The following is a 22,960-nucleotide window of genomic DNA, read 5'->3' on the forward strand; positions in this document are numbered from 1 at the left end:
CGGCCCGGCGCGCGGTTCGCAAGTCCGTCCGCGCGCCGCGCGGGACTCGGCTGCCGGTCGGCGAGCGGTCGGGGCGGGGAACGGCTAGGCCGCGGTCAGCCGGCCACGCTCTGTTCGCGCCCGGCGCGCAGGCCGCGGACGCCGACCAGGCCGACCAGGACGCCGAGGACGAAGGAGGTCACCGCGAGGGTGAGGTGGATCCAGAAGAAGGCGGTCGGCTGGGAGTGGTCGCCGCCGGTGAAGGCCTGGCCGCCGGAGTCCTTCCAGAGGTTCTTGACGAAGGTCACCCAAATGATCATGGACCAGGCGCCGAAGGCGGTCAGGAACCAGGAGGTGCGGCGGCTGAGCTTCATGGTGCGATTCCTCTGGAGGACGGGCGGCGGGACCGCCGGGGAGCGGTCCGTCCCAGTATGCGCAGTGCGCCGGACGGCCCAGCCGCAGCCCCTCCCCCGGGGGACATCGGCCCTGCTGCGGACGGACGCACCCGAATGTGGGTACGGTCTGCGAGTGCAAACACGCCGTCACCTCGCACGCCGGCTGGCCGCGCTGACCGCCGCCGCCTCGTTCTGCGCGGCTCCGGCCGCCGCCGCCGTACCGGGCGAGGACCCTCCGCCCCCGCCGCCGGCGATCGGCGGCGAGCGGCTGGGTCTGCCCGGTGTCCAGATCTCCCCCTCGGCCGGCGCGCCCGCGCTGCCCGGGGACCTCACCGGCAAGTCCTGGATAGTGGCCGACGCCACCTCCGGGGAGGTGCTGGCCGCGAACAACCCGCACCTGCGGCTGCCCCCGGCGAGCACCATGAAGATCCTCTTCGCCGACACCGTGCTGCCCAAGTTCGACAAGGAGCAGGTGCACAAGGTGACTCCGGAGGAGCTCACCGGCCTGGGCTCGGGGAGCAGCCTGGTCGGCATCAAGGAGGACCTGGACTACCGGGTCGAGGACCTCTGGCGGGGCGTCTTCCTCAGCTCCGGCAACGACGCCGTGCACGTGCTCTCCCACATGAACGGCGGGATCGAGGAGACCGTCGCCGAGATGCAGGCCCGCGCGGAGGCGCTGCAGGCCCGCGACACCCACGTGATCTCCCCCGACGGCTACGACCAGGACGGGCAGGTCTCCTCGGCCTACGACCTGACCCTGTTCGCCCGGGCCGGGCTGCGCAATCCCGACTTCCGCGCCTACTGCGCGACCCGGGACGCCCAGTTCCCCGGCATGTTCGACAAGAACACCGGACAACGCGGCAGCTTCGGGATCGCCAACACCGACCGGCTGCTCGGCAAGTACCCGGGCCTGATCGGCGTCAAGAACGGTTTCACCACCAACGCCGGCTCCACCTTCGTCGGCGCCGCCGAGCGCGGCGGCCGCACCCTGCTGGTGACGGTGATGCACCCGACCACCTACCAGAAGGTCTACGACGAGACGGCCGCCCTGCTCGACTGGGGTTTCGCCGCCGCGGACAAGGTCACCCCCGTCGGTCAGCTGGTCGACGGGAGCGCGGCCGGGGCGTCCCCGTCCGCCGGCGCGGGCCCGGAGACCACCGCCCCCGCCGCGAGCGGCGGTGCCGACGGCGGGAACGGGCCGGCCAAGGCGCTGGCGCCGCCGGTGGCGCGGACCTCCTCGAAGGGGTCGGGCACCGGACCGGCGGTGGCTCTCGGGGTGGCCACCGCGGCCCTGCTGCCGCTGCTGGCCTTCCTGGTGATCCGCCGTGCCCGCCGGGCCGAGGCCGCCGCCGCGGACGGACGGTGGAGCGGGCCGCCGCCGTTCGACCAGGAGGCGTGAGCCGGCCCCCGGTCACCCCGGGCGGGAGGAGCACGGGACGACGGGCCCGGCAGGCCGGACGAGGCCTGCCGGGCCCGCTGTACGGGGTTGCCGGTGCGGTGCACGGGGGCGGGTGGGCGTGAGCCGGCCGTACCGCCGCCGCGGCGCGGTGTCAGCCCGCCCTGCGCTCGCGGGCGGCCTGCAGCCGGCGGCGGACCGCCCGGGTGGCCACCGGGGGCAACAGGTCGAGCGCCAGCCGGCGACCGACCGAGCGGGGCCCCGGGACGGGCCCGCGGGCCGCGGCGGGGCGGGTGGCGACCCTGGCCCTGATCTCGGGGTCGGCCAGGTTGAGGCCGGTGCCGGAGAGCCGCAGCACCTCGCCGCCGGCCAGCGTGTCGCGGCCGAGGTCCCAGCCCTCGCCCGTCCAGTCGTGGGCGAGCAGCATCTCCTGGACCACGGCCGGATCGCCCCAGGTGCCGTAGAACTTCTCGGGGCTCAGGCAGACCGGCCGCAGCCCGTGGCTGAACACGGCCTCCCAGACGGCGGCGGCCGTTCCCGGGGTGTGCGCGGAGCGGTAGTCGTCGAAGACCACCACGCCGTTCTTGCCCAGGGCCGCCCGGGCGACCTGGACGTCCCCGGCGACGTGCTCGTACAGGTGCGAGGCGTCGATGTGGACGAAGCGGCAGCTCTCGGCGCCGACCCGGCCGTCCTGCAGCACCGAGGTGGGTGCCTGGACGACGGTCGGGAGCTCCGGGTGGAACGCCAGGTAGTTGGCCTCGAAGGCCTGCCTGGTCAGGGTCTTGCGGTACGACATCGACATCTCGTCGGAATTGGCCTCGTCGGGCGCGTCCGAGTCGAAGAGGTCACAGATGGTGAAGGACTCGCCCGCCTGCAGGTGCCGGCCGATCAGGATCGCGCTCCGGCCCAGGTAGGTTCCGAGTTCCAGCAGGTCACCGGTGGTGTCGGCGTCGGTCTGCCCTTCCAGGATCCTGGTGAAGAGCAGTTGGTCGACGGGCCAGAACCAGCCGGGGACGTCGTCCAGGCGCCGTGGGGTGGGGCGCACCGGACGCATGGTGTGGGGATCGGCGCTCATCACGGGAATCTCCAGGTGACTGCGGTGAGCGGGGTGGCCGCTGCTGCCTGCTGACACTGAAGGGGTCGGCAGTGAGGTGTGAGCCTAGTCACTTGTTCGACTCTGTGCGAGAGATACGGACAGCTCGCTTCTATTCCGTCCGGACGCCCTCACGGAGCGCCCGCGGACCTGCCCCGGGAATGCCCCGGGCCCCTCGCCGGGAGCTCCCCGGGAGGGGCCCCGACGTCGTCCGGGAGCGGCCCGGAAGCCGCCAGGGAGGGCTCAGGCGCCCCCTGCGCCGGTGACCGCCCGGTCGTCGTCCGCGGCCGCCAGGGCCCGCCGGGCGTGCTCCCTGGCCCGCTCGCGGGCGGCTGCGGGGTCGGCCAGCGCCGTCCAGGACACGCAGTACATCAGCAGCCGGCAGACGAAGTTGATCCACAGCAGCAGGGCCACCGGGACGCCGAAGGCCCCGTACAGGCTCTTGCCGGCCACCGAGCCCAGGTAGGAGGCGAGCAGCAGCTTGAGCAGCTCGAAGCCGACCGCGCCGATCAGCGCGCCCTCCAGCAGGCTGCGCCGGCGCTGGTCGGTGATCCGGGGGAAGGGCGCCAGCAGGTAGGCGAACAGCACCATGTCGGAGGCGATCGCGATCAGCAGGCCGACGGCGCTGAGCAGGTAGCCGCCGGGGCCGCCGCGGTCCAGCCCGAGCTGGTCGGCGATCTTCCCGGCGAGGGTGGTGCCGGCCGCGGAGGCGCCCAGCGAGAACAGGCTGACCAGGCCGAGGCCGAACAGCACCAGGCAGTCCCAGGCCTTGCGCAGCACCGGGTTGGCGGTCTCCTCGGGCAGCAGCCAGACGTCCCGGATCGCGCCGCGCATGGTGTCGACCCAGCCGAGGCCGGAGAGCAGCAGCAGGACGCCGCTGATCGCGCCGACCGTGCCGGCGTTGGCGACCAGCGAGTTCAGGTCGAGCGAGTCGGACAGGCCCGGGAGCTGGTCCTCGATGCGCTTCTGGAGCTCCTCGACCCGGCCCGGGGTGAGCGCGGCGACGGCGATCGCCAGCGCCACGGTGAGCAGCGGGAAGAGCGCCAAGAAGCCGAAGAAGGTGATCGCGCCGGCCAGCCGGTTGCCCTTGACGGCGGTGAAGTGCTCGTAGACGCGGTACGGCCGGCTGCGCAGCACCCGGGCCACGAGGGGGCCGACCACCGGGAGACGGGTGAGGAATTCCACGGCGGGGGCCACCTGTCTCGGGTCGGGGCGGCCGGAAGCGGGCGGCCGGAAGCTACGGCTCGTCCCCGTTATACCGTCCGGGCCGCCCGGACCGGCTCAGGCGCCCCGGGCGACCAGCCGGCGGGTGCGGGCGAGCGCCCGGACGGCCTGGTAGCCGGTGTAGCGGCCCTGGCTGAGCAGTTCGGTCCGGATCCCGTCCACCCCGGCGGGGGGCCGGTAGCCGGCCGGGCGGAGCCGGGCGCAGTGCTCGGCGGCGCGGCGGAAGAACTCCCGGCGGTCCCGGGGCGGGATCCGGCCGGCCCGGCTGACCACGGTGTTGAGGTGGTGCAGCATCCGCCCGAAGACCACCGGCCGCCAGTGGTCCAGGTCGGGGCGGCGGTCGAGGAAGGCGAAGACCAGGTCGTACTGGGCGAAGACGTCGAAGTGCTTGCGGCTCGGGGTGGCGAGGATGTTGCCGCCCTCCTGGCGCTGGCGGTAGTGCACGCCGACCTGGTCGAGCAGGGTGATCCGGCCGGCGGCGAGCAGCGCCGGGTAGGTCCAGGGGGTGTCCTCGTAGTAGCCGGCCGGGAAGGTCAGGCCCTGCTCGGTGACGAACCCGCGGCGGTAGGCCTTGTTCCAGACCACCTGCAGCAGTTCCAGCAGGTCGGGCCGCTGGTCCAGGTCGAAGACCTCGGGGCCGGGGCGGCCCATCACGGCGGCGGAGGCGGCCCGGACGACCCGGCCGTCCGCGTAGCTGCGGGCGTAGTCGTAGACCAGGACGTCCGGGTCCTGGCAGTGGCGCAGGCGCGTCTCCACGGCGGCCAGCAGGCCCGGGGTGAAGGTGTCGTCGCTGTCCAGGAAGAGCACGTAGTCGCCGGAGGCCACGTCGAGGCCGGCGTTGCGGGCACGGCCGAGGCCCACGTTCTCCGGCAGGTGCAGCACCCGCATCCGCCGGTCGCCCTCGGCCGTGGCGTCGAGGATCGCGCCGCAGCCGTCCGGGGAGCGGTCGTCCACCGCGATCAGCTCGAAGTCCTCGAAGGACTGCGTGAGCACCGAGTCGAGGCACTCGGCCAGGTAGTCCTGCACCTGGTGGACGGGGACGATCACGCTGAAACGGGGCATCTGACAATCATTCCAGGGGGTGCTGCCGGGCCGGGCGTCCGGCCCGGTGGCAGGCGGGGAAGCGCGCGGGGAGGCGCGCGGCGGCGATCGCGCGCCAGGCGGCAGAGTAACCGCCGCACGGCGTCCTGACCCCATCCGCGCCTGGTGGACGGCGTCGGGCCACCGGACCGGCGAGGGCCGGACGGTAGGATCGGCCGCACGTGTGCAGCCGGAACAGCTCACGGCCGCCGCCCGTGCGCGCGGTCGTGGTTCCACCCCCCAATGAAAGGCCCGCGTAGCCGATGGCCCCCCGCCTCTCCATCGTCGTCCCGATCTACAACGTCGAGCGCTACCTGGTGGAATGCCTCGATTCGATCGCCGCCCAGACCTTCGAGGACTTCGAGGTCGTCATGGTCGACGACGGCTCCAAGGACGGCAGCGCTGCGCTCGCCCGGGCCTACGCGGCCAAGGACTCCCGGTTCCGGCTGGTCCAGCAGGTCAACAAGGGACTCGGAGCCGCCCGCAACACGGGCATCCGCAACCTGACCGAGGGCACCGAGTTCCTGTGCTTCGTCGACAGCGACGACTCGATGCCGCCGAGCGCCTACGAGTTGATGATCAACACGCTCGACGAGACCGGCTCCGACTTCGCCACCGGCAACGTGCTGCGCTTCCGGGCCGTCGGGTACTACCCGTCCGGCGGGCACCGCAAGCCCTTCAAGGAGACCCGGCTCAAGACCCACATCACCGAGATCCCGGCGCTGGTCACCGACCGCACCGCCTGGAACAAGGTGTACCGCCGCTCCTTCTTCGACGAGGCCGGCATCCTCTACCCGGAGGGCATCCTCTACGAGGACGCCCCGGTCAGCGTGCCGCACCACTACCTCGCGCGCAGCGTGGACGTGCTCTCCGAGCCGATCTACCACTGGCGCGAGCGCGAGGTCGGCGAGATGTCGATCACCCAGATGCGGACCAACCCGCGGGGGCTCACCGACCGCGTCAAGTCGGTCGAGCTGGTCCGCGAGTGGCTGATCGGGCGCAGCGAGCCGCGCTTCGCGAAGTACCTGCGCTCCTACGACGAGAACACCCTCGTCGAGGAGATCCCGATGTTCTTCCGGTCCGTGATCGACGGCGACCAGGAGTACCGGGACGCCTACCAGGAGAGTGTCAGCCGGCTGCTCCGCGCGATCGGCCCGGAGAAGATCCGCAAGCTGCGCGCCCCGCTGCGGCTGAAGTACTTCCTGACCCTGCAGGGCCGGATCGACGAGTTCGTCGAGCAGTTGCAGTTCGAGGCCGGCAGCCACGGCGCCGCCCCCGCCCGCGGGCTGCTGCGCCCGTACGCCGACTACCCGTTCCTGCGAGGCGGCCGCAAGAGCGTCCCGGCCGACGTGCTGCGGCTGGAGAACTCGCTGGTCATGCGCAGCCGGCTGTACAGCTCGGCGTGGGTGGACGGCAAGCTGGAGCTCACCGGGCATGCCTTCCCCGAGCACCTGGGCGCCGAGAACAAGCACGACATGATCAAGGTCCTGGTGCTGCGCGAGGCCAAGGGCCGGCGGGTGCTCGCCGTGCAGACCAAGGCGCAGTACAGCCCCGAGGCCACCTTCAGCTCCACCCACGACCTGTACAGCTGCGACTGGGCGGGGTTCAGCGCCACCGTCGACCCGAAGCGGCTCAAGCACCGCGGGCGCTGGAAGGACGGCACCTGGCGGGTACTGGTCGCCGGCGCCGGCAAGGGCGGGGTCTACAAGGGCCGGGTCTCCGGCGGCCGCAGCGACACCGCCGCCTACCTGCCGGCCCACTGGGTCGAGCAGGACGTCCGGATCGTGCCCTGGGTCAAGGACACCCACGTCCACCTGCGGGTGGAGACCGTCCGGGCCCGGGTGACCGGGCTGAGCGCCGGCAAGGGGCAGGTCGAGATCACCGGCGCGGCCCGCTCCGGGCCCGACCTGGCCGGCGCACAGCTGCGCCTCACCCACGTCGAGTCGGACCGCTCGCTGCTGTTCCCGCTGGAGCTGGGCGTCCCGGTCGGCCTCGCCCAGCCGTTCACCGCGAGCTTCGGGACGGAGCCGCTGACCGAGGTCCGGCAGGCCTGGGCCGCCCTCGACCCGGCCGCCGGGACCCGCACCCGGGACCGCTGGGACGCCGCGCTGCAGCTGTCCGACGGGACCGTCGTGCCGCTGGCCACCGACGACCGCCTGCCGCTCACCCACATCGACCTGGCCCTCGCCGCCGAAGCCGGGCAGCCGCGCCGCGCGCTCTACTCCAAGCCCTCCCCGACCGGCAACCTGCAGTTCGCCGACCAGGTGCTGCAGCCCGTGGTGGAGGCCATCACCGCCCGCGGCGAGGACGGCTTCCTGCTCAGCGGCAGCTTCCCGCTGCCCGGCCCGCACCACTACGAGCTGGTGGTGCGCCACGAGTGGCTGGAGGAGGAGCACGCCTACCCGGTGGAGATCTCCGAGGGCCGCTTCAGCACCGCGCTGCCGACCGTCCCGACGGCCTCCTTCGCCGGCCGGGTGCCGCTGGTCCTCGGCACCTGGGACGTCTTCTTCCGCCCGGCAGGCGCCCCCGTCGGGCAGCAGTGGCCGCGCGCCCTGGCCGCCCCCGCCTGCTGGTCCTCGCTCCCGCTGGACGTCGACTCCCGCGGCAAGCGGATCACGCTGGAGCGCCGCCACCACGACGGCCTCTCGCTGGAGTCGCACTCCGCGCTGCTGCCCGAGGAGGCCAGCGGGTTCCGGCTGCGGCAGCTCCGCCTGGTCGACTACCCGGCCGCCCAGCGGCGGCCGGTGCGCGACGCGGTGGTCTACCACCTCGCCTCCGGCGGGCAGTACGCCGACGCGCCGCGGGCGATCCACGAGGAGCTGGTGCGCCGCGGGGCGGACCTGGAGCACCTGTGGGGCGTCGAGGACCTGCAGACCGAGCTGCCGCGCACGGCCCGCGCCCTGCGGATGTCGAGCCCCGAGTGGTTCGAGGCGCTGGCCACCGCCAAGTACGTGGTCACCAGCGGGCACCTGCCGGAGTTCTTCACCCGCCGCCCCGGCCAGGTGGTGCTGCAGACCTGGTTGGGCACCCCGCTGAAGCAGATCGGGCACGACTTCGAGAAGATCTGGTTCACCGACGCGAACTACCTGAAGGACCTGGACCGCGAGGTCGCGCAGTGGAACCTGCTGCTCTCCGGCAACGGATTCTCCACGCCGGTGCTGCGCCGGGCCTTCGGATACCGGGGCGAGGTGCTGGAGATCGGCTCCCCGCGCAACGACCTGCTGTACGCGACCGACCGGGAGAAGACCGCCGACCAGGTCCGGGAGCGGCTGGGCCTGCCGGAGGGCAAGAAGGTGGTGCTGTACGCGCCCACCTTCCGGGAGGACCGGCTGCGCCCCGACGAGGGCTACCAGCTCGACCTGCGGCTGGACCTGGAGGCGGCCCGGGCCGCGCTCGGCGACGACCAGGTGCTGCTGGTCCGCAGCCACCACCTGGTCTGCGGCCAGATCCCCGGCGCCGGCAACGGCTACATCTGGGACGTCGGCAGTTACCCCGACATGGCGGACCTGCTGCTGATCGCGGACGTACTGGTCACCGACTATTCGTCGGCGGTCTTCGACTTCGCGGGCACCGGCCGGCCGATCCTGTTCTTCACGTACGACCTGGAGCACTACCGCGACAACCTGCGCGGATTCAGCCTCGACCTGGAGGCCGAGGCACCCGGCCCGCTGCTGGCCACCTCCGCGGAGCTGGTCGCGGCCCTCGGCCGGGTCGACGAGGTCGCCGCCGAGCACGCGGAGCGCTACACGGCCTTCCGCGAGGCCTACTGCGGCCTGGACGACGGCGGCGCCGCCGCCCGGGCGGTCGACGGGCTGCTGGGCCACCAGGCCTAGGAGGCGTCCGTCCGCAGGGCCCAGGAGCCCCCCGAAGTGCCCGGTGCGCGCGTCGCACCGGGCACTTCGCCGTCCCGGGACCTTCCCCGCACGAACCGGGCGTCCACGTCCGACGCGCCCCCGAATATGTGTTTCGTCGACGAATTTCCCAGGAGATTCCCTGGAAGATGCGGTTGACCCGGTAAGCCCCCCCGGTATGTGATGGCAATTCGGCCCACGCCCCCACCCGAACCGATAAGGATCGGCCAGTACCGGGCCGGGGTGGGCCCCCGGCCCACCGCCATGGCCGGGTTGCCGCCATGAAGGGCCTCCCCCATGCCTGTCATCACCCGCCGCGGGCTCCCGCACGCCCGGACCGCCCCGGACGCGACCGGGACGCAGCCGGACGATCCCGAGTTCGGCCTGCTCAGGGCGCACTGGACGGACGCCGGCCTGGAGCTGACCGGCTTCGCCCGGCCGTCGGACCTGGACACCTCGCACCGGGGCAGCGCGCGGACCTGGCTCACCCTGCGGCAGATCGGCGGATGGCGGCACGTCAACGTGCGGACCAGCCCGCGGTTCCTCCCCGAGGTCACCGACGACAGCGCGCAGACCCTGTTCAACCACGACTGGTCCGGCTTCACCGCCGTGATCGACCCGCGGCGGCTGCGCACCGTCGGCGGCTGGACGGCCGGGGAATGGCGGATCGGCGCCAGCCTGTTCACCCGGCCCCGCCCGGCCCGGCTGCGCCGCCAGCGGGGCTCGCTGTCCCGGCACTGGTGCGGCTCCGGCGAGTACCCGCCGGGCCACTGGGTCGAAGAGGACGTCAGGATCCTGCCGTACTTCGCCGGCGAGGCGCTGCGGCTGCGGGTCGAGCGGCCCCGGGCCCGGATCACCTCGGCCCGCCCGGTGGACGACGGCGTCGAGCTGGGCGGGACGTCCCCGCACTGCCCGGCCGGCACCGTGCTGCGGCTCACCCACCGCGAGTCCGGCGCCGTGCTGGACCTGCCGGTCCGCACCACCGGCAGCACCTTCGGCGTGCGGCTGCCGCTCGCGCCCTTCACCGCCGGGGGCCGCGGCACCGAGCCGCTCGAACACTGGGAGCCGGAGCTGGTCCGCCCCGACGGCGGCACCGAGATCCTCACCGTGGACGAGCGGCGCGGCCCGGTCGCCGGCCAGTACCCGCTGCCCGCGCCCGACCGCGTGCTGTACCTCAAGCACCTGGCGCACGGCCGGCTCCAGCTCTGCGTCCGGCCCGGGGCCGGCTTCGTCGACCGGATCGCCGTGCGGTCCGACGGCTTCGAGCTCTCCGGCAGCTGTCCGCGGCCCGCCGACGGCCCGCTGGAACTCGTCCTGCGGCACGACAACGGCACCGCCGAGCTGCGCCGCCCGGTCGGGCTCGGTGCCGGCGACCGGTTCCGGGTCCACCTGCCGGCCACCGTCACCGACTCCGGCGGAACGCCGCTGCCGCTGCGCAAGGGCGTCTGGGAGCCACTGCTGCGCGGGGCCGGCGCCGAACGCCCGCTGCTGGTCGCCCCCGCGGCGCTGCCCGCGCTGCCCGCCGCCGCCGAGGCCGGCGGCAAGCGGATACTCCTCCAGCGCCGCTGGCACGACACCGTGATGGTCGACTCCACGCCGGTCCTCGCCCCCGCCGAGCGCAGCGCCTACGCCCAGGAGCGGCTGCGCACCCGCCACTACCCCGCCGCCCGTGAGCGGCCGCTGCGCGAGGCCGTGCTTTACGACGTCTTCAGCGGTCGCGGCTACTGCGACTCCCCGCGCGCCGTGCACGCCGAACTGTCCCGCCGCGGCGCCCGGCTGGAGCACCTCTGGACGGTCGACGACGCCCAGGCGGTGGTGCCGGACGGCGTACGGGCGGTGCGGACCTGGAGCCCCGAGTGGTACGAGGCCCTGGCCACCAGCCGCTACCTGGTCGGCAACACGCACTTCCCGGACTTCCTGGAGCGCCGGGCCGGCCAGGTCGTGGTGCAGACCTGGCACGGTTCGATGCTGAAGCGGATCGCCCACGACGTCGAGAACCCCTGGCTGTCCGACCGCGGCTACCTGGAGCAGCTGGACCGGGAGTCCCCGCACTGGAGCCTGCTGGTCTCCCCCAGCGCCTTCGCCACGACCGTCCTGCGCCGGGCCTTCCGCTACCGGGGCGAGATCCTGGAGTCCGGCTACCCGCGCAACGACGTGCTCGCCCGGCCGGACGCCGCCACGGCCACCGCCGTCCGCCGCCGGCTCGGCATACCCGACGGCCGCCGGGTGGTGCTCTACGCCCCGACCTGGCGCGAGGACCAGCAGCGCGAGGACGGGGACGGCTTCCGGCTGGGGCTGCGGCTGGACGTCGACGCCGTCCGCCGCCGGCTCGGCGAGGACCACGTCCTGCTGGTCCGCCCGCACGCGCACGTCCGCGAGCCGCTGCCGGGCGCGGGCGACGGCTTCCTGTACGACGTGGGCGACTACCCGGACGTCCAGGAGCTGCTGCTGATCGCGGACGTCCTGGTCACCGACTACTCGTCGATCATGTTCGACTTCGCGATCACCGGTCGGCCGATGCTCTTCTTCACCTACGACCTGGAGCACTACCGCGACACCCTGCGCGGCTTCTACTTCGACTTCGAGGCCGAGGCGCCCGGACCGCTGCTGCGCGACACCGGGGAGCTGGTCGCCGCGCTGGCCGCGCTGCCGGAGGGCGCCGACAAGTACGGCGAGCGGTACGAGCGGTTCCGCGCGCGCTTCTGCGCGCTGGAGGACGGCGGCGCGGCGGGCCGCGTGGTCGACCGGATGCTCGCCCTCGGCGCCGGCTGAGGCCCCGGACGGGGCCGGCCGACCCCGGGGCCGGGCACCGGCCGCCCGGGGCCGGCCCCGGGCGGCGCGGCCGGGGTCAGCCGGCGCCGAAGCCGAACGTCCGCCAGGGCCGCCAGACCTCGTCGGCGTCGAAGCGCGAGATTCCGAAGCCGGCGACCGTGAAGGCCGCCTGGAAGGTCCTGGCCTTCTCGTACGCCTCGTCCAGCACGTCCGCGGGCAGGCCGTGAGCCACCGTCACGTGCGGGTGGTAGGGGAAGGCCAGTTCCCGGGCCAGCGGCCCGGAACGGACGGCGGCCTCCAGCAGCCGGCACTCGTGCGCGCCCTCCTCGACCCGGACGAAGACCACCGGGGAGACCGGGCGGAAGGTGCCGCTGCCCTGCAGCAGCATCCGGAAGGGCCGGTGCGAGCGGGCCACCGCCGCCAGGTGCTCGCCGATCCCGGGCAGCCGTACGGCCGGCACCTCGGTCGGTGGCAGCAGGGTGACGTGCGTCGGTATGGACCGGGCGAGCGGGTCGCCGTGACCCGCTCGCGCGTCCTGGATCTCGGAGCCGTACGGCTCCGGGACGCTCACGGACACACCGATGGTGACGACCTCGGGGAGGTCGCCACCACCGGGCAGGCTCGTCAGCGGCATCAGCGCTGCGCGGGGTTCGGGCTCGCGGGCCGCAGGAAACCGATCCGGTCGTACACCGAGGCGAGGGTCTCGGAGGCCACCTCCCGGGCCTTCCCGGCCCCGACCGCCAGCACCCGGTCCAGCTCGGCCGGGTCCTCCAGGAAGCCCTGGGTGCGCTTCTGGAACGGCGTCACCCAGTCGGTGAACAGCTCGGCCAGCTCGGTCTTCAGGGCGCCGTACATCTTGCCCTCGAAGTGCGCCACCAACTGCTCGACGCTCTGCCCGCTGAGCGCGGAGTGGATCCGCAGCAGGTTGGAGACGCCGGCCTTGCCCTCCTCGTCGTAGGAGACCACGGTGCCGGTGTCGGTGACGGCGCTCTTGAACTTCTTGGCGCTGACCTTCGGGTCGTCCAGCAGGTTGACCAGGCCCTTGGCCGAGGAGGCCGACTTGCTCATCTTCGCGGTCGGGTCCTGGAGGTCCAGGATCTTCGCCGTCTCCTTGAGGATGTACGGCTTCGGCACGGTGAAGGTCGGGGCGTAGCGGGTGTTGAAGCGCTCCGCGAGGTCGCGGGTGAGCTCCAGGTGCTGGCGCTGGTCCTCACCGACCGGGACGGCGTCGGCCTGGTAGAGCAGGATGTCGGCGATCTGCAGGATCGGGTAGGTGAACAGGCCGACCGAGGTACGGTCGTTGCCCTGCTTGGCGGACTTGTCCTTGAACTGGGTCATCCGGGCGGCCTCGCCGAAGCCGGTGAGGCAGTTCATCACCCAGCCGAGCTGCGCGTGCTCGGGCACGTGCGACTGGACGAACAGCGTGCAGCGCTCCGGGTCGAGGCCGGCGCCGAGCAGCTGGGCGGCGGAGATCCGGGTGTTCTCGCGGAGCGTCGCCGGGTCCTGCTCGACGGTGATCGCGTGCAGGTCGACCACCATGTAGAAGGCGTCGTTGGCCTCCTGCAGGTCGACCCACTGGCGCACCGCGCCCAGGTAGTTGCCCAGGTGGAACGAGCCGGAGGTGGGCTGGATGCCGGAGAGAACCCGAGGGCGGTCCTTGACCGGACCATTGACCGCTGCGTTGACCATGCGGGCCATTGTTCCAGCTTCACCGACCGCTCAGGAAACCTCTTCGACGGAGGGCTGCGCCAGTGTGACCGCACTCACCCTCAGCCTGGCGATCCGGCGGCCCTCGACCTTGGCCACCGTCAGCAGCACGCCGTCCGCCATCCGGACGCTGTCGCCGTCCACCGGCAGCCGGCCCAGCTCCGCGACCACGTAGCCGGCGACCGTCTCGTACGGGCCCTCCGGGACGGTGACGCCGGTCTCCTCGGTGAAGTCGCCGAGGTTCAGCAGGCCGTCCAGCTCCATGCCGCCGCCGGCCAGCCGGCGGGTGGTGGTCGGCTCCTGCGAGTCGTACTCGTCCCGGATCTCGCCGATCACCTCCTCGACCAGGTCCTCCAGGCTGACGATGCCCGCCGTGCCGCCGTACTCGTCGACCACGATCGCCAGGTGGTGGCCCTCGCGGCGCATCTCGCCCATCGCCTCCAGCACCCGTTTGGTGGCCGGCAGCAGCTTCACCGGGCGGGCCAGGTCGCGGACCCGGACGGCCTGCTCGCCGCGCGCCCCGTACAGGTCGCGGACGTGCACGAAGCCGACCACCGCGTCGTAGCTGCCCTCGACCACCGGGTAGCGGGAGTGCGGCGAGGAGCTGGTCTCCTCCCGCACCTCGGCGAGCAGCCGCTCGGCGTCCAGGAAGGTCACCTCGGTGCGGGGCACCATCACCTCGCGCAGCTGGCGCTCGCCGGCCGCGAAGACGTCGGCGATCAGGGCGCGCTCGTCGCTGCCCAGCTCGGTGTTGGCCGCGACCAGGCCACGCAGCTCCTCCGAGCTCATGCTGCCCCGGCCCGCCTTGGGGTCACCGCCGAACAGCCGCACCATCAGGTTGGTGGAGTGGCCGAGCAGCCAGATCGCGGGTCGCAGCACGACCGACATCACGTCGACCACCGGGGCGGCGAGCACCGCGATGGAGTCGGCCCGCTGCAGGCCGATCCGCTTGGGGGTCAGCTCGCCGAGGACCAGCGAGACGTAGCTGATCACCAGGGTCAGCCCGACCAGGGCCACCGCGTCGGAGAGGCCCGGGGACAGGCCCAGGTCGACGAAGAGCGGGGCGACCTTGCCGGCCAGCGTGTCGGCGCCGAAGGCGGCGGAGAGGAAGCCCATGCAGGTCACGCCCACCTGGACGGCCGCCAGGAACCGGTTGGGATCGGCGGCCAGGTGGGCGGCCCGGGCGGCCCGTCGGGTGCCCTTGCTCTCCAGGGCCCTGATCTGGCCCTCCCGCAGGGAGATCAACGAGATCTCCGCGACGTTGAACAACCCGCCCAGCATGATGAAGACGAGGACGAGCGCGGCGTCCCCGAGGGTTTCGTTCACAGCGGGTCAGTGTACGGCGCCGCCCGCACCGGGCGGGCCACGGCGAAGGCCGGCCGCCCCGGGGTGGGGCGGCCGGCCCTCGGTCGACCGGGCGGTGCCGGTCAGGCGGTGCCGGTCAGGCTCAGATCAGGCCGAGCTCGGCGACCGCGTCGCGCTCCTCGACCAGCTCGCCGACCGAGGCGTCGATCCGGGCGCGGGAGAAGTCGGAGATCTCCAGGCCCTGGACGATCTCGAACTTGCCGTCCTTGGTGGTGACCGGGAAGGACGAGATGATGCCCGGCTCCACGCCGTACGAGCCGTCGGAGACGATGCCCATCGAGGTCCAGTCGCCCTCGGCGGTGCCGTTGACCCAGGTGTGGACGTGGTCGATGGCGGCGTTGGCGGCCGAGGCGGCCGACGAGGCGCCACGGACCTCGATGATCGCGGCGCCGCGCTTGGCGACGGTCGGGATGAACTCGTTCTCCAGCCAGGCCTGGTCGTTGACCAGCTCGGCGGCGTTCTTGCCGGCCACCTCGGCGTGGAAGATGTCCGGGTACTGGGTGGCCGAGTGGTTGCCCCAGATGGTGAGCTTCTTGACGTCGTTGACGGTGACGCCGGTCTTCTTGGCGAGCTGGGCGACCGCGCGGTTGTGGTCCAGGCGGGTCATCGCGGTGAAGCGCTCGGCCGGGACGTCGGGCGCGTTGCGCTGGGCGATCAGGGCGTTGGTGTTCGCCGGGTTGCCGACCACCAGGACCTTGATGTCGTCGGCCGCGTGGTCGTTGATGGCCTTGCCCTGCGGGCCGAAGATGCCGCCGTTGGCCTGCAGCAGGTCGCCGCGCTCCATGCCGGCGGTGCGCGGGCGGGCACCCACCAGCAGGGCTACGTTGGCGCCGTCGAACGCGGTGGCGGCGTTGTCGGTGATGGTGATGTCGCGCAGCAGCGGGAAGGCGCAGTCGTCGAGCTCCATGGCGACGCCCTCGGCGGCCTTGAGGCCCTGCGGGATCTCCAGGAGGCGGAGGTTCACCGGCACGTCGGCACCGAGCAGGTGGCCCGAGGCGATGCGGAAGAGCAGCGCGTAGCCGATCTGGCCGGCCGCTCCGGTGATGGTGACGTTGACGGGGGTGCGAGTCATTTTTACCTACTCCAGCGATCGCCAGTACCGCGCTCCACGCGCGCCCGACGCGCTGGAGCCGAGGACGATCTCTCGACGTCGAGAGACCCGGCCCAGGCTATCGCAAGCTGGGCGCGACGCCAGCGCACGGGCCTGGCTGATACCTCACATCCCCGCTTTCCCGGCCCGGGAAAGGCCGATGCCGGCCGGGGACGGTGTGTCCCGGGCCGGCATCGGCGGCGCGCGCCGGTCAGGAGTAGGAGCCGAAGAGGTCCACGATCACCTGCGCGGAACCCCAGCCGAGGTTGGCCAGGCTGATCCTGCCGTCCGCCCCGACCGGCACCGTCACCAGGTTGGGCACGGTCTGGCCGGCCACCCAGTTGAGGTTGGACGAGTCCGGGCGGGCCGCACCCGAGGGCCAGACGGTCAGGTGACCGTCCGACTTCGGGTCCGTCACCGTCACGTTCAGCACCACGGCCCTGGCCCCCGCGACGGCGCCGGAGACGTCGAGCTGGAGCTGGCCGCCGGCCGGCACCGCGCCCTGCCCGGCACGGGTGTCGAGCAGCCGCTGCGGGCCGGCGCTGCGGAAGACCGCGCCCGCCGGGTCGTCGGAGAAGTAGCCGAAGACGTCGGCGATCAGGTGCGCCGAGCCCCAGCCGGCGTTGTACAGCTTGACCCTGCCGTCGGCCCCGACCGGCACCGTCACGTGGTTGGGCACGGTCTGGCCGGCCACCCAGTTGAGGTTGGACGAGTCCGGGCGGGCCGCACCCGAGGGCCAGACGGTCAGGTGGCCGTCCGACTTCGGGTCCGTCACCGTCACGTTCAGCACCACGGCCCTGACGCCCGAGGCGGGCACCCCGGAGCGCCCGGACACCTGCAGCGACACCTCGCCGCCGGCCGGCACCGGTTCCGTCCCCGGACGGCCGACCCCGGCCCGGGTGTCCAGCAGCCGGTCGGGACCGACCGCCGAGAAGGTGCTGCCGGCCTGGTCCTGGGTGTAGTAGCCGAAGACGTCGGCGATCAGGTGCGCCGAGCCCCAGGCGGCGTTGTACAGCTTGACCCTGCCGTCCGCCCCGACGGGGACCACGACCTGGTTGGGCACCGTGCGGCCGGCCACCCAGTTCAGGTTGGAGGAGTCCGGACGGGCCTTGCCCGAGGGCCACACGGTCAGGTGGCCGTCCGTCTTCGGATCGGTCACCGTCACGTTCAGCACCACGGCCCTGACGCCCGAGGCGGGCACCCCGGAGCGCCCGGACACCTGCAGCGACACCTCGCCGCCGGCCGGCACCGGATCCGTCCCCGGACGGCCGACCCCGGCCCGGGTGTCCAGCAGCCGGTCGGGACCGACCGCGGTGAAGCGGTTGCCGGCCTCGGCGGCCGGGGCCGTGGAGAGGACGTGCAGCCGCTGGAAGTCGTCGTCCGCCCAGACCACGTCCGAGCCGCTCCGGTCGACGGCCCAGTGCTTGCGGGGCGAGCGGATCGTCTTCCAGTAGTCGCCGGAGGCCAGGGTGCGGACCTCCACGGTGCTCTCGCCGCCGGAGGCACGGATGCCGTCGCGCAGGTCGATCAGCACCAGCCGGCCGCCGGCGAGGTCCTGGCGGACCAGGTAGCCGTTGCCGAGCTGCGCCTCCGGGCCGGACCAGTTGTTGCCCCAGTCCGTCGCCTGCACCGGCACGGAGAGGGTGCAGCGGGTGACGGTGTCGAAGACGCCGCTGGTGCGCAGCGTGCCCCAGGCGTCCTGGCAGCCCCAGTAGACGAAGCGCCCGACGGCCTCCAGCTGGGTCGCCACGCAGGGGGTGGTGAAGGAGTCGCGGTAGGCGCTGCCCCGCACGTCGGTGGCGGTCACCGTGGTGGTGCCCTGCTTGGACGTCCAGAGGGTGTCACCGCCCACCGCGGCGGCGGTCAGGTTCGCCTGCAGCAGCCTGCTGCCGGTGTCCAGGTCCCCGACGACCACCGGACGGTCCTTCTGCCAGTTCCCGTACGGGTTCTGGGCGAGGACGACGTAGCGGCCGGCGGCGTCCATGGTCTCCAGGTCGGCGACGCCCCCGGTGGGGACGGTCGCGGCGGACTCCTGGCTGCCGGCCTTGAGCGCGACCGCCTGGTCCCCGACCACCGGCTTCTCCGGCAGGTAGCGCCCGTCCCCGGTGGACCGGAGCGGGACGCACAGGGCGGAGTGGCTCATGCAGTCGTTCAGCCGGTGCGGGCCGTCCAGGGTCTGCGAGAGCAGGACGGGGGTGGCGTCGGCGGACAGCCGGTAGCTGCGGTAGGCGCCGGTGATGTCACCGGGCTGGTAGTGGACGGTGTCCGAGGCGACGGTGAGCACGCCGCCGCCGATCGAGAAGCCGAACACCTTGGCGGGCGCGGGCGGGACGTCGGTCAGCTTGCCCACCACGGGCTTCGCGGAGCCGTCCGTGCCGAGCCGCAGGACGGCGGTCTCCGGCTGGCCCTGGTCCGGTGCCCGGGTGGAGCCGACCGCCAGCAGCGAGCCGTCCGGTGCGGGCAGCAGCTGGGCGCCGGCGCTCGGCAGGACCTGCTGGGCGATGCCGGTGGTCGATCCGACGGCCGAGGACAGCAGCGGGCGGCCCCGGTTGTCGCCGGAGGAGCCGACGGTGGACTCGGTGGTGAGCAGCAGGTTGCCGAGCAGTCGCAGCTCGCCCGAGGACGTGCCGTTGACGTACGTCGAGGACAGGACCGTCCGCGGCTGCGCGCGGTCGAGGACGTCGACGTTGTTCACATTGCTCTCGGCGCGCAGGACGGCGCCCTTGGCCAGCCGGAAGTTGTAGGTGAACGCGTACGGCGCCTCGTCGGGCAGGGCCGTGGTGGCCCCGGTCGCGAGGTCCACGAGCACGGAGTGGCTGGCGCCGTCGAAGCGGTGGCGCAGGATCAGCGAGGTCTGGTCGCCGTCCTGCACCGAGGTCGCGAGTTCGGCGCCGGCCGGCAGGGCCACCTTGGTACGGACGACCGAGCCGCCCTCCAGCCGGTTGAGGTACCAGCCGGTGACGACGGCCGGGCTGCCCTCGAAGGTCAGCACGGTGCGCCCGTAGGTGCCGTAGTAGGTCTGTCCGGCGGGGATCTCGACGGTGCCCGCGGCGGCCGGGCTGCCGCCGGCCAGGCTGTGCAGCACGACCTTGGCGGGGGCGTCGCCGATGGCCGCGATGGGGACGGCCACGGTGTCCGAGGAGGTCCCGTAGCGGTTGTCCGGCTTGCCGAGGTAGCTCCAGGGCACTCCCTGGCTGAGCCCGGCGTCGAGCGGCGCGGGCAACCGGAGCCCGGTGTCCGCGGTGGCGCCGGTGTCGTACCTGGTCCAGAGCAGGTGGTCGCTGCCCTCCCGGGCGTGCAGCAGGCCGGTGTCGCCGGCCACGTACAGCTGGTCATGGGCGGGCAGTCCGCGCGGCGCGGCGGGCAGGACGAGCTCGCCCTGTGCCGCGGTGGCGGCCGTGGCGGTGGCGACCGGGAGCACCCCGGTCAGCGCGCCCGCGCAGGCGGCGAGTACGAGGCCGACGGCCCCCGCTCCGCGCCGCAGTCCTCTGACGTCCACGCAGTCCCCTCTTCGAGCGATCCGACGGAGGGGGTGTGCGGGTGGTTCCGGGCAGCGTCCGTCGTCCTGACGGCCGCACAGCCACGCCCCCCACACAGAACCCCCACAAGTGCGCGGATCATACCAATGAATGATCTTTGTGCGCACGGTGGCCGCAGGCCTCCGGGCGGGCGCCGCGGGCACGACGCGGCCCCCGCCCGGAGGGACCGGACGGGGGCCGTGGGAGCCGGCCGGACCGGACCGGGCGTCAGGACGACATGACGCCCGGCCCTCAGTGCCGGGGACGGCCGATCAGCTGGCCGATGTTGTCCAGCAGCGGGAACTCCAGCCACGGATCGGGCTGGGCCACCGCGGTCAGGAGCACGATCCCGCAACCGAGCACCAGCAGCACGATCACGTCGGTGAACCTGCTGCGCACCGCCAGCATGCCGACCTCCGGCAGCACCAGCCGCAGCACGGCGCCGAGCAGGATGCCGCCGCCGACCACCATCAGCCCGTACTTGAAGCCGTCCTCGAAGTCGGCGAACACGGTGACCGCGAGCCCGGTCAGGACCACCGTCAGGACCAGCGTTATCGGCCACTGCCGGACCGGCAGCGGGTGCCCGTGCCCCAGCGCGGGACCGGCGCCCTCCGGGGGCAGCGTGCCCGTCGTCCGGACCGGCCTGCGGCGGGTCCTGGCCGGTCGTCGTTCGATCATGGCCAGACCGTCCCTCGGGTCAGATGCCGGCGCGGCGCTCGGCCGCCTCGACGATGTTGTTGAGCAGCATGGCGCGGGTCATCGGGCCGACACCGCCGGGGTTCGGCGAGATCCAGCCGGCCACCTCGGCGACACCGGGGTGCACGTCGCCGACGATCTTGCCCTCGCTGCGGCTGACGCCGACGTCCAGCACGGCCGCACCCGGCTTGACGTCCTCCGGCTTGACCAGGTGGGGAACCCCGGCGGCGGCGATGACGATGTCGGCCTTGCGCAGGTGGTAGGCCAGGTCGCGGGTACCGGTGTGGCACAGGGTGACGGTGGCGTTCTCGCTCTTGCGGGTGAGCAGCAGGCCGATCGAGCGGCCGACCGTCACGCCGCGGCCGAGCACGACCACCTCGGCGCCGTTGATCTCCACGCCGTGGCGGCGCAGCAGCTCGACGATGCCGAGCGGGGTGCAGGGCAGCGGGCCCTGGATGCCGAGGGCGAGCCGGCCGAGCGAGGTCGGGTGCAGGCCGTCGGCGTCCTTGTCCGGGTCCATCAGCTCCAGGACGGGGTTCTGGTCCAGGCCCTTGGGCAGCGGGAGCTGGACGATGTAGCCGGTGCAGGCGGGGTCGGCGTTGAGCTCGCGGACGACGTCCTCGACGTCCTGCTGGGAGGCGGTGACGGGCAGCTCGCGCTGGATGGAGGCGATCCCCACCTCGGCGCAGTCCTTGTGCTTGCCGTTGACGTACCAGCGGCTGCCCGGGTCGTCGCCGACCAGGACGGTACCGAGACCGGGGACGATGCCCCGCTCCTTGAGAGCCGCCACGCGGACGGACAGTTCGGACTTGATCGCGGCAGCGGTGGCCTTGCCGTCGAGAATCTGGGCAGTCATGGCCCTATTCTCCTGGATCGGCCGGGGTGCCCGTGAATGCGCCCCGGCGAATACGGAACGTGTGGTTCTAGTTGCGGTTGCGCCACAGTTCCGTCCGCGCCCCGGGCCAGGCTGGACAGGGCCCTGCCGTCCGGTTGACGATAAGGCCCGGCCATCTCCGCGCCCGCAGCCCGGCGACGGGCCGCCGGAGACATCCTCGGGGGAAGAACAAGTGAGCAATCCGTACCAGACACCGCCGCCGGACCCGCACGGCGGCTACGGCCAGCAGCAACAGCCGTACGGTGCCCCGCAGTACCAGCAGCCGCAGGCGTACCAGCAGCCCGGCTACGGCTACCCGCCGCAGCAGCAGGCGTACGTCCCGCCGCAGCCCGCCGCCCAGCAGAACTCCTACGCCACCGCGACCGTCGTCCTCGGCTTCGTCGCCGTCCTCTTCTCCTGCTTCTACGGCGGGTTCATCGGCCTGATCGGCCTCGGCGTCGGCATCGCCGGGCTCAACCGCTCGGCCACCACCGGGATCGGCCGCAACATGTCGATCGGGGGCATCGCGCTCAACACGCTGGCCGTGCTGATCTCGGTCGGTCTGGTCGTCCTCATCGTGATCGCCCCGCAGTAGCCGTGTCCGCACCCACCCTGGCCGCGATGGCGGTCCGTTGGCGGCGCGGCGCCGGCTCGCGGCCGGGCGCGCTGCTGCGCACGCTGCTGCGCGGGGCCGCCGGCGCGGCGGCCGCGGTGGCCGCGGCCGCACTGCACCGGGCGCACGATCCCGGTGTGCTCTGCCCGCTGCGGCTGATCACCGGCGTCCCGTGCCCGGTCTGCGGGAGCACCACCGTCTTCATCGAGGCCGGCCAGGGCCACTGGGCGGCGGCGCTCGGCGCCAACCCGGTGACCGTCGCCGCCGCCGTGGGCCTGCTGTTCGCCCCGCTCGGCCCGGGCCGCTGGTGGTCCGAGCTGCGCGCCGACCGCCGGAACACCCTGATCGCCATCGCCCTGGCCGCCGCCTGGGTGTGGCAGCTGGAGCGGCTGGGGATCTCCCGGCCCTGACCCGGCGTCCGCTCACGCCCGACGGCTCGTACCCGAACGCTCGTACCCGAACCCAGCACCTGTTCACGGGCCGACAGGTTTCCCGCCGTCACCGGCCGCCCCCTCGTCGGTCGGCTCCGCTATTGTCCCCTTCGGTCGGCAGCCCACCTGCCCGTCCGTCCAGGACTCCCCTGCTGTCCGTCCCCCGTCCCTTCCTGCCCGGAGGCATCACATGAGCTACCCGCCCGACCCCAACAACCCCTACGGCCAGCAGGCCCCGCAGCCCGGTTACGGCTACCCCCAGCAGCAGCCGCCGCAGCCCGGCTACGGCTACCCCCAGCAGCCGCCGGCCGGCTACGGCATCCCGCAGCAGCCCGGCTACGGCCACGCGGCCTACGTGCAGCCGTTCTACGCGGGCTGGGGCTCGCGGGTCGCGGCGTACCTGATCGACGGTCTGATCGTCGGCGTTCCGGCCGGCATCCTCTACCTGATCGGCGCGGCGATGACCGCGGGCAGCCTCGACTGCTCCACCGACTCGTACGGTGTGACGTCCTGTGACGGCGGCGGCATCAGCGGCGGCGGGATCGCGCTGATCCTGCTCGGCGCGGCCATCGGCATCGCCGGCAACCTCTGGCTGATCGCCCAGGAGGGCAAGACCGGCCAGACCCCCGGCAAGAAGATGGTCAACATCCGGGTGGTCCGCGAGGCGGACGGCCAGCCGCTCGGCTTCGGCATGGCGTTCGTGCGCAAGCTCTGCCACGCCATCGACGGCCTGCCTTGCTACGTCGGCTTCCTGTGGCCGCTCTGGGACGCCAAGAAGCAGACCTTCGCGGACAAGATCATGAGCAGTGTCGTGGTCAAGTCCTCCTGACGAGGACGCGAACGCGGAAGGCCCGCACCCCCGGAGGATTCCAGGGG

General features: G+C 73.2%; 17 protein-coding genes. 6 read left to right on the forward strand and 11 right to left on the reverse strand.

The annotated features are described in order from the left end of the window. Positions 1–95 precede the first annotated feature (95 nt). Positions 96–353 (reverse strand): SCO4848 family membrane protein, encoded by a 258-nt coding sequence (locus tag J2S46_RS16595; protein ID WP_191289716.1) that lies wholly within the window; start codon positions 351–353, stop codon positions 96–98. Positions 354–507: 154 nt separating this feature from the next. On the opposite strand from J2S46_RS16595, the gene J2S46_RS16600 reads away from it, so the two are divergent. After that, entirely contained in the window at positions 508–1,773 is a 1,266-nt protein-coding gene (locus tag J2S46_RS16600) for a D-alanyl-D-alanine carboxypeptidase family protein (RefSeq protein ID WP_307350361.1), read from the forward strand. Between the two features lie 151 nt (positions 1,774–1,924). On the opposite strand, the gene J2S46_RS16605 is transcribed toward J2S46_RS16600, so the two are convergent. From J2S46_RS16605 to J2S46_RS16615, 3 genes are all read right to left on the reverse strand, one after another. Next, on the reverse strand, positions 1,925–2,845 hold the full coding sequence (locus tag J2S46_RS16605; protein ID WP_191289714.1) for a class I SAM-dependent methyltransferase: 921 nt from the start codon (positions 2,843–2,845) through the stop codon (positions 1,925–1,927). A gap of 261 nt (positions 2,846–3,106) precedes the next feature. Further along, complete coding sequence (locus J2S46_RS16610) at positions 3,107–4,048, reverse strand: YihY/virulence factor BrkB family protein (protein ID WP_191289713.1); 942 nt, start codon at positions 4,046–4,048, stop codon at positions 3,107–3,109. Between the two features lie 96 nt (positions 4,049–4,144). Further along, positions 4,145–5,149, reverse strand: coding sequence for a glycosyltransferase family 2 protein (locus J2S46_RS16615; protein ID WP_191289712.1), 1,005 nt, complete (start codon positions 5,147–5,149; stop codon positions 4,145–4,147). 281 nt (positions 5,150–5,430) lie between these two features. On the opposite strand from J2S46_RS16615, the gene J2S46_RS16620 reads away from it, so the two are divergent. Next, positions 5,431–9,000: a bifunctional glycosyltransferase/CDP-glycerol:glycerophosphate glycerophosphotransferase gene (locus tag J2S46_RS16620; protein ID WP_191289711.1), complete on the forward strand. Its 3,570-nt coding sequence runs from the start codon at positions 5,431–5,433 to the stop codon at positions 8,998–9,000. A 315-nt stretch (positions 9,001–9,315) separates the two neighbouring features. Beyond that, positions 9,316–11,790 carry a CDP-glycerol glycerophosphotransferase family protein gene (locus J2S46_RS16625; RefSeq protein WP_191289710.1) on the forward strand — a complete coding sequence of 825 codons (2,475 nt, stop codon included), beginning with the start codon at positions 9,316–9,318 and terminating at the stop codon, positions 11,788–11,790. A 76-nt stretch (positions 11,791–11,866) separates the two neighbouring features. Here the strand turns inward: J2S46_RS16625 and J2S46_RS16630 are convergent, their stop codons facing one another. The 7 genes from J2S46_RS16630 to J2S46_RS16660 all read right to left on the reverse strand — a co-directional run bounded on the left by J2S46_RS16630 (position 11,867) and on the right by J2S46_RS16660 (position 21,022). Then, on the reverse strand, positions 11,867–12,424 hold the full coding sequence (locus J2S46_RS16630) for a 2'-5' RNA ligase family protein (RefSeq protein WP_191289709.1): 558 nt from the start codon (positions 12,422–12,424) through the stop codon (positions 11,867–11,869). Then, positions 12,424–13,479, reverse strand: coding sequence for a tryptophan--tRNA ligase (gene trpS, locus J2S46_RS16635; RefSeq protein WP_191289708.1), 1,056 nt, complete (start codon positions 13,477–13,479; stop codon positions 12,424–12,426). Before trpS ends, J2S46_RS16630 begins: the two co-directional genes overlap by 1 nt. A gap of 30 nt (positions 13,480–13,509) precedes the next feature. Beyond that, complete coding sequence (locus J2S46_RS16640; protein WP_191289707.1) at positions 13,510–14,823, reverse strand: hemolysin family protein; 1,314 nt, start codon at positions 14,821–14,823, stop codon at positions 13,510–13,512. A 121-nt stretch (positions 14,824–14,944) separates the two neighbouring features. Further along, positions 14,945–15,934: a malate dehydrogenase gene (locus J2S46_RS16645; RefSeq protein ID WP_191289706.1), complete on the reverse strand. Its 990-nt coding sequence runs from the start codon at positions 15,932–15,934 to the stop codon at positions 14,945–14,947. 229 nt (positions 15,935–16,163) lie between these two features. After that, a complete protein-coding gene (locus J2S46_RS16650; RefSeq protein WP_191289705.1) occupies positions 16,164–19,451 on the reverse strand; it encodes a hypothetical protein in 3,288 nt (1,095 codons plus the stop codon). Positions 19,452–19,722: 271 nt separating this feature from the next. Continuing rightward, the gene (locus tag J2S46_RS16655) at positions 19,723–20,148 is read right to left on the reverse strand and encodes a DUF3017 domain-containing protein (protein WP_191289704.1); all 426 of its coding nucleotides are present in this window, start codon (positions 20,146–20,148) and stop codon (positions 19,723–19,725) included. Positions 20,149–20,167: 19 nt separating this feature from the next. Beyond that, on the reverse strand, positions 20,168–21,022 hold the full coding sequence (locus J2S46_RS16660; RefSeq protein WP_191289703.1) for a bifunctional methylenetetrahydrofolate dehydrogenase/methenyltetrahydrofolate cyclohydrolase: 855 nt from the start codon (positions 21,020–21,022) through the stop codon (positions 20,168–20,170). A 211-nt stretch (positions 21,023–21,233) separates the two neighbouring features. On the opposite strand from J2S46_RS16660, the gene J2S46_RS16665 reads away from it, so the two are divergent. The 3 genes from J2S46_RS16665 to J2S46_RS16675 all read left to right on the forward strand — a co-directional run bounded on the left by J2S46_RS16665 (position 21,234) and on the right by J2S46_RS16675 (position 22,913). Beyond that, positions 21,234–21,635: a hypothetical protein gene (locus J2S46_RS16665; RefSeq protein ID WP_191289702.1), complete on the forward strand. Its 402-nt coding sequence runs from the start codon at positions 21,234–21,236 to the stop codon at positions 21,633–21,635. Between the two features lie 2 nt (positions 21,636–21,637). Further along, positions 21,638–22,063: a DUF2752 domain-containing protein gene (locus tag J2S46_RS16670; RefSeq protein WP_229912647.1), complete on the forward strand. Its 426-nt coding sequence runs from the start codon at positions 21,638–21,640 to the stop codon at positions 22,061–22,063. 211 nt (positions 22,064–22,274) lie between these two features. Then, positions 22,275–22,913 carry an RDD family protein gene (locus J2S46_RS16675; RefSeq protein WP_191289701.1) on the forward strand — a complete coding sequence of 213 codons (639 nt, stop codon included), beginning with the start codon at positions 22,275–22,277 and terminating at the stop codon, positions 22,911–22,913. Positions 22,914–22,960: the final 47 nt, after the last annotated feature.

The organism is Kitasatospora herbaricolor (genome assembly GCF_030813695.1).
Classification (GTDB): Bacteria; Actinomycetota; Actinomycetes; order Streptomycetales; family Streptomycetaceae; genus Kitasatospora; species Kitasatospora herbaricolor.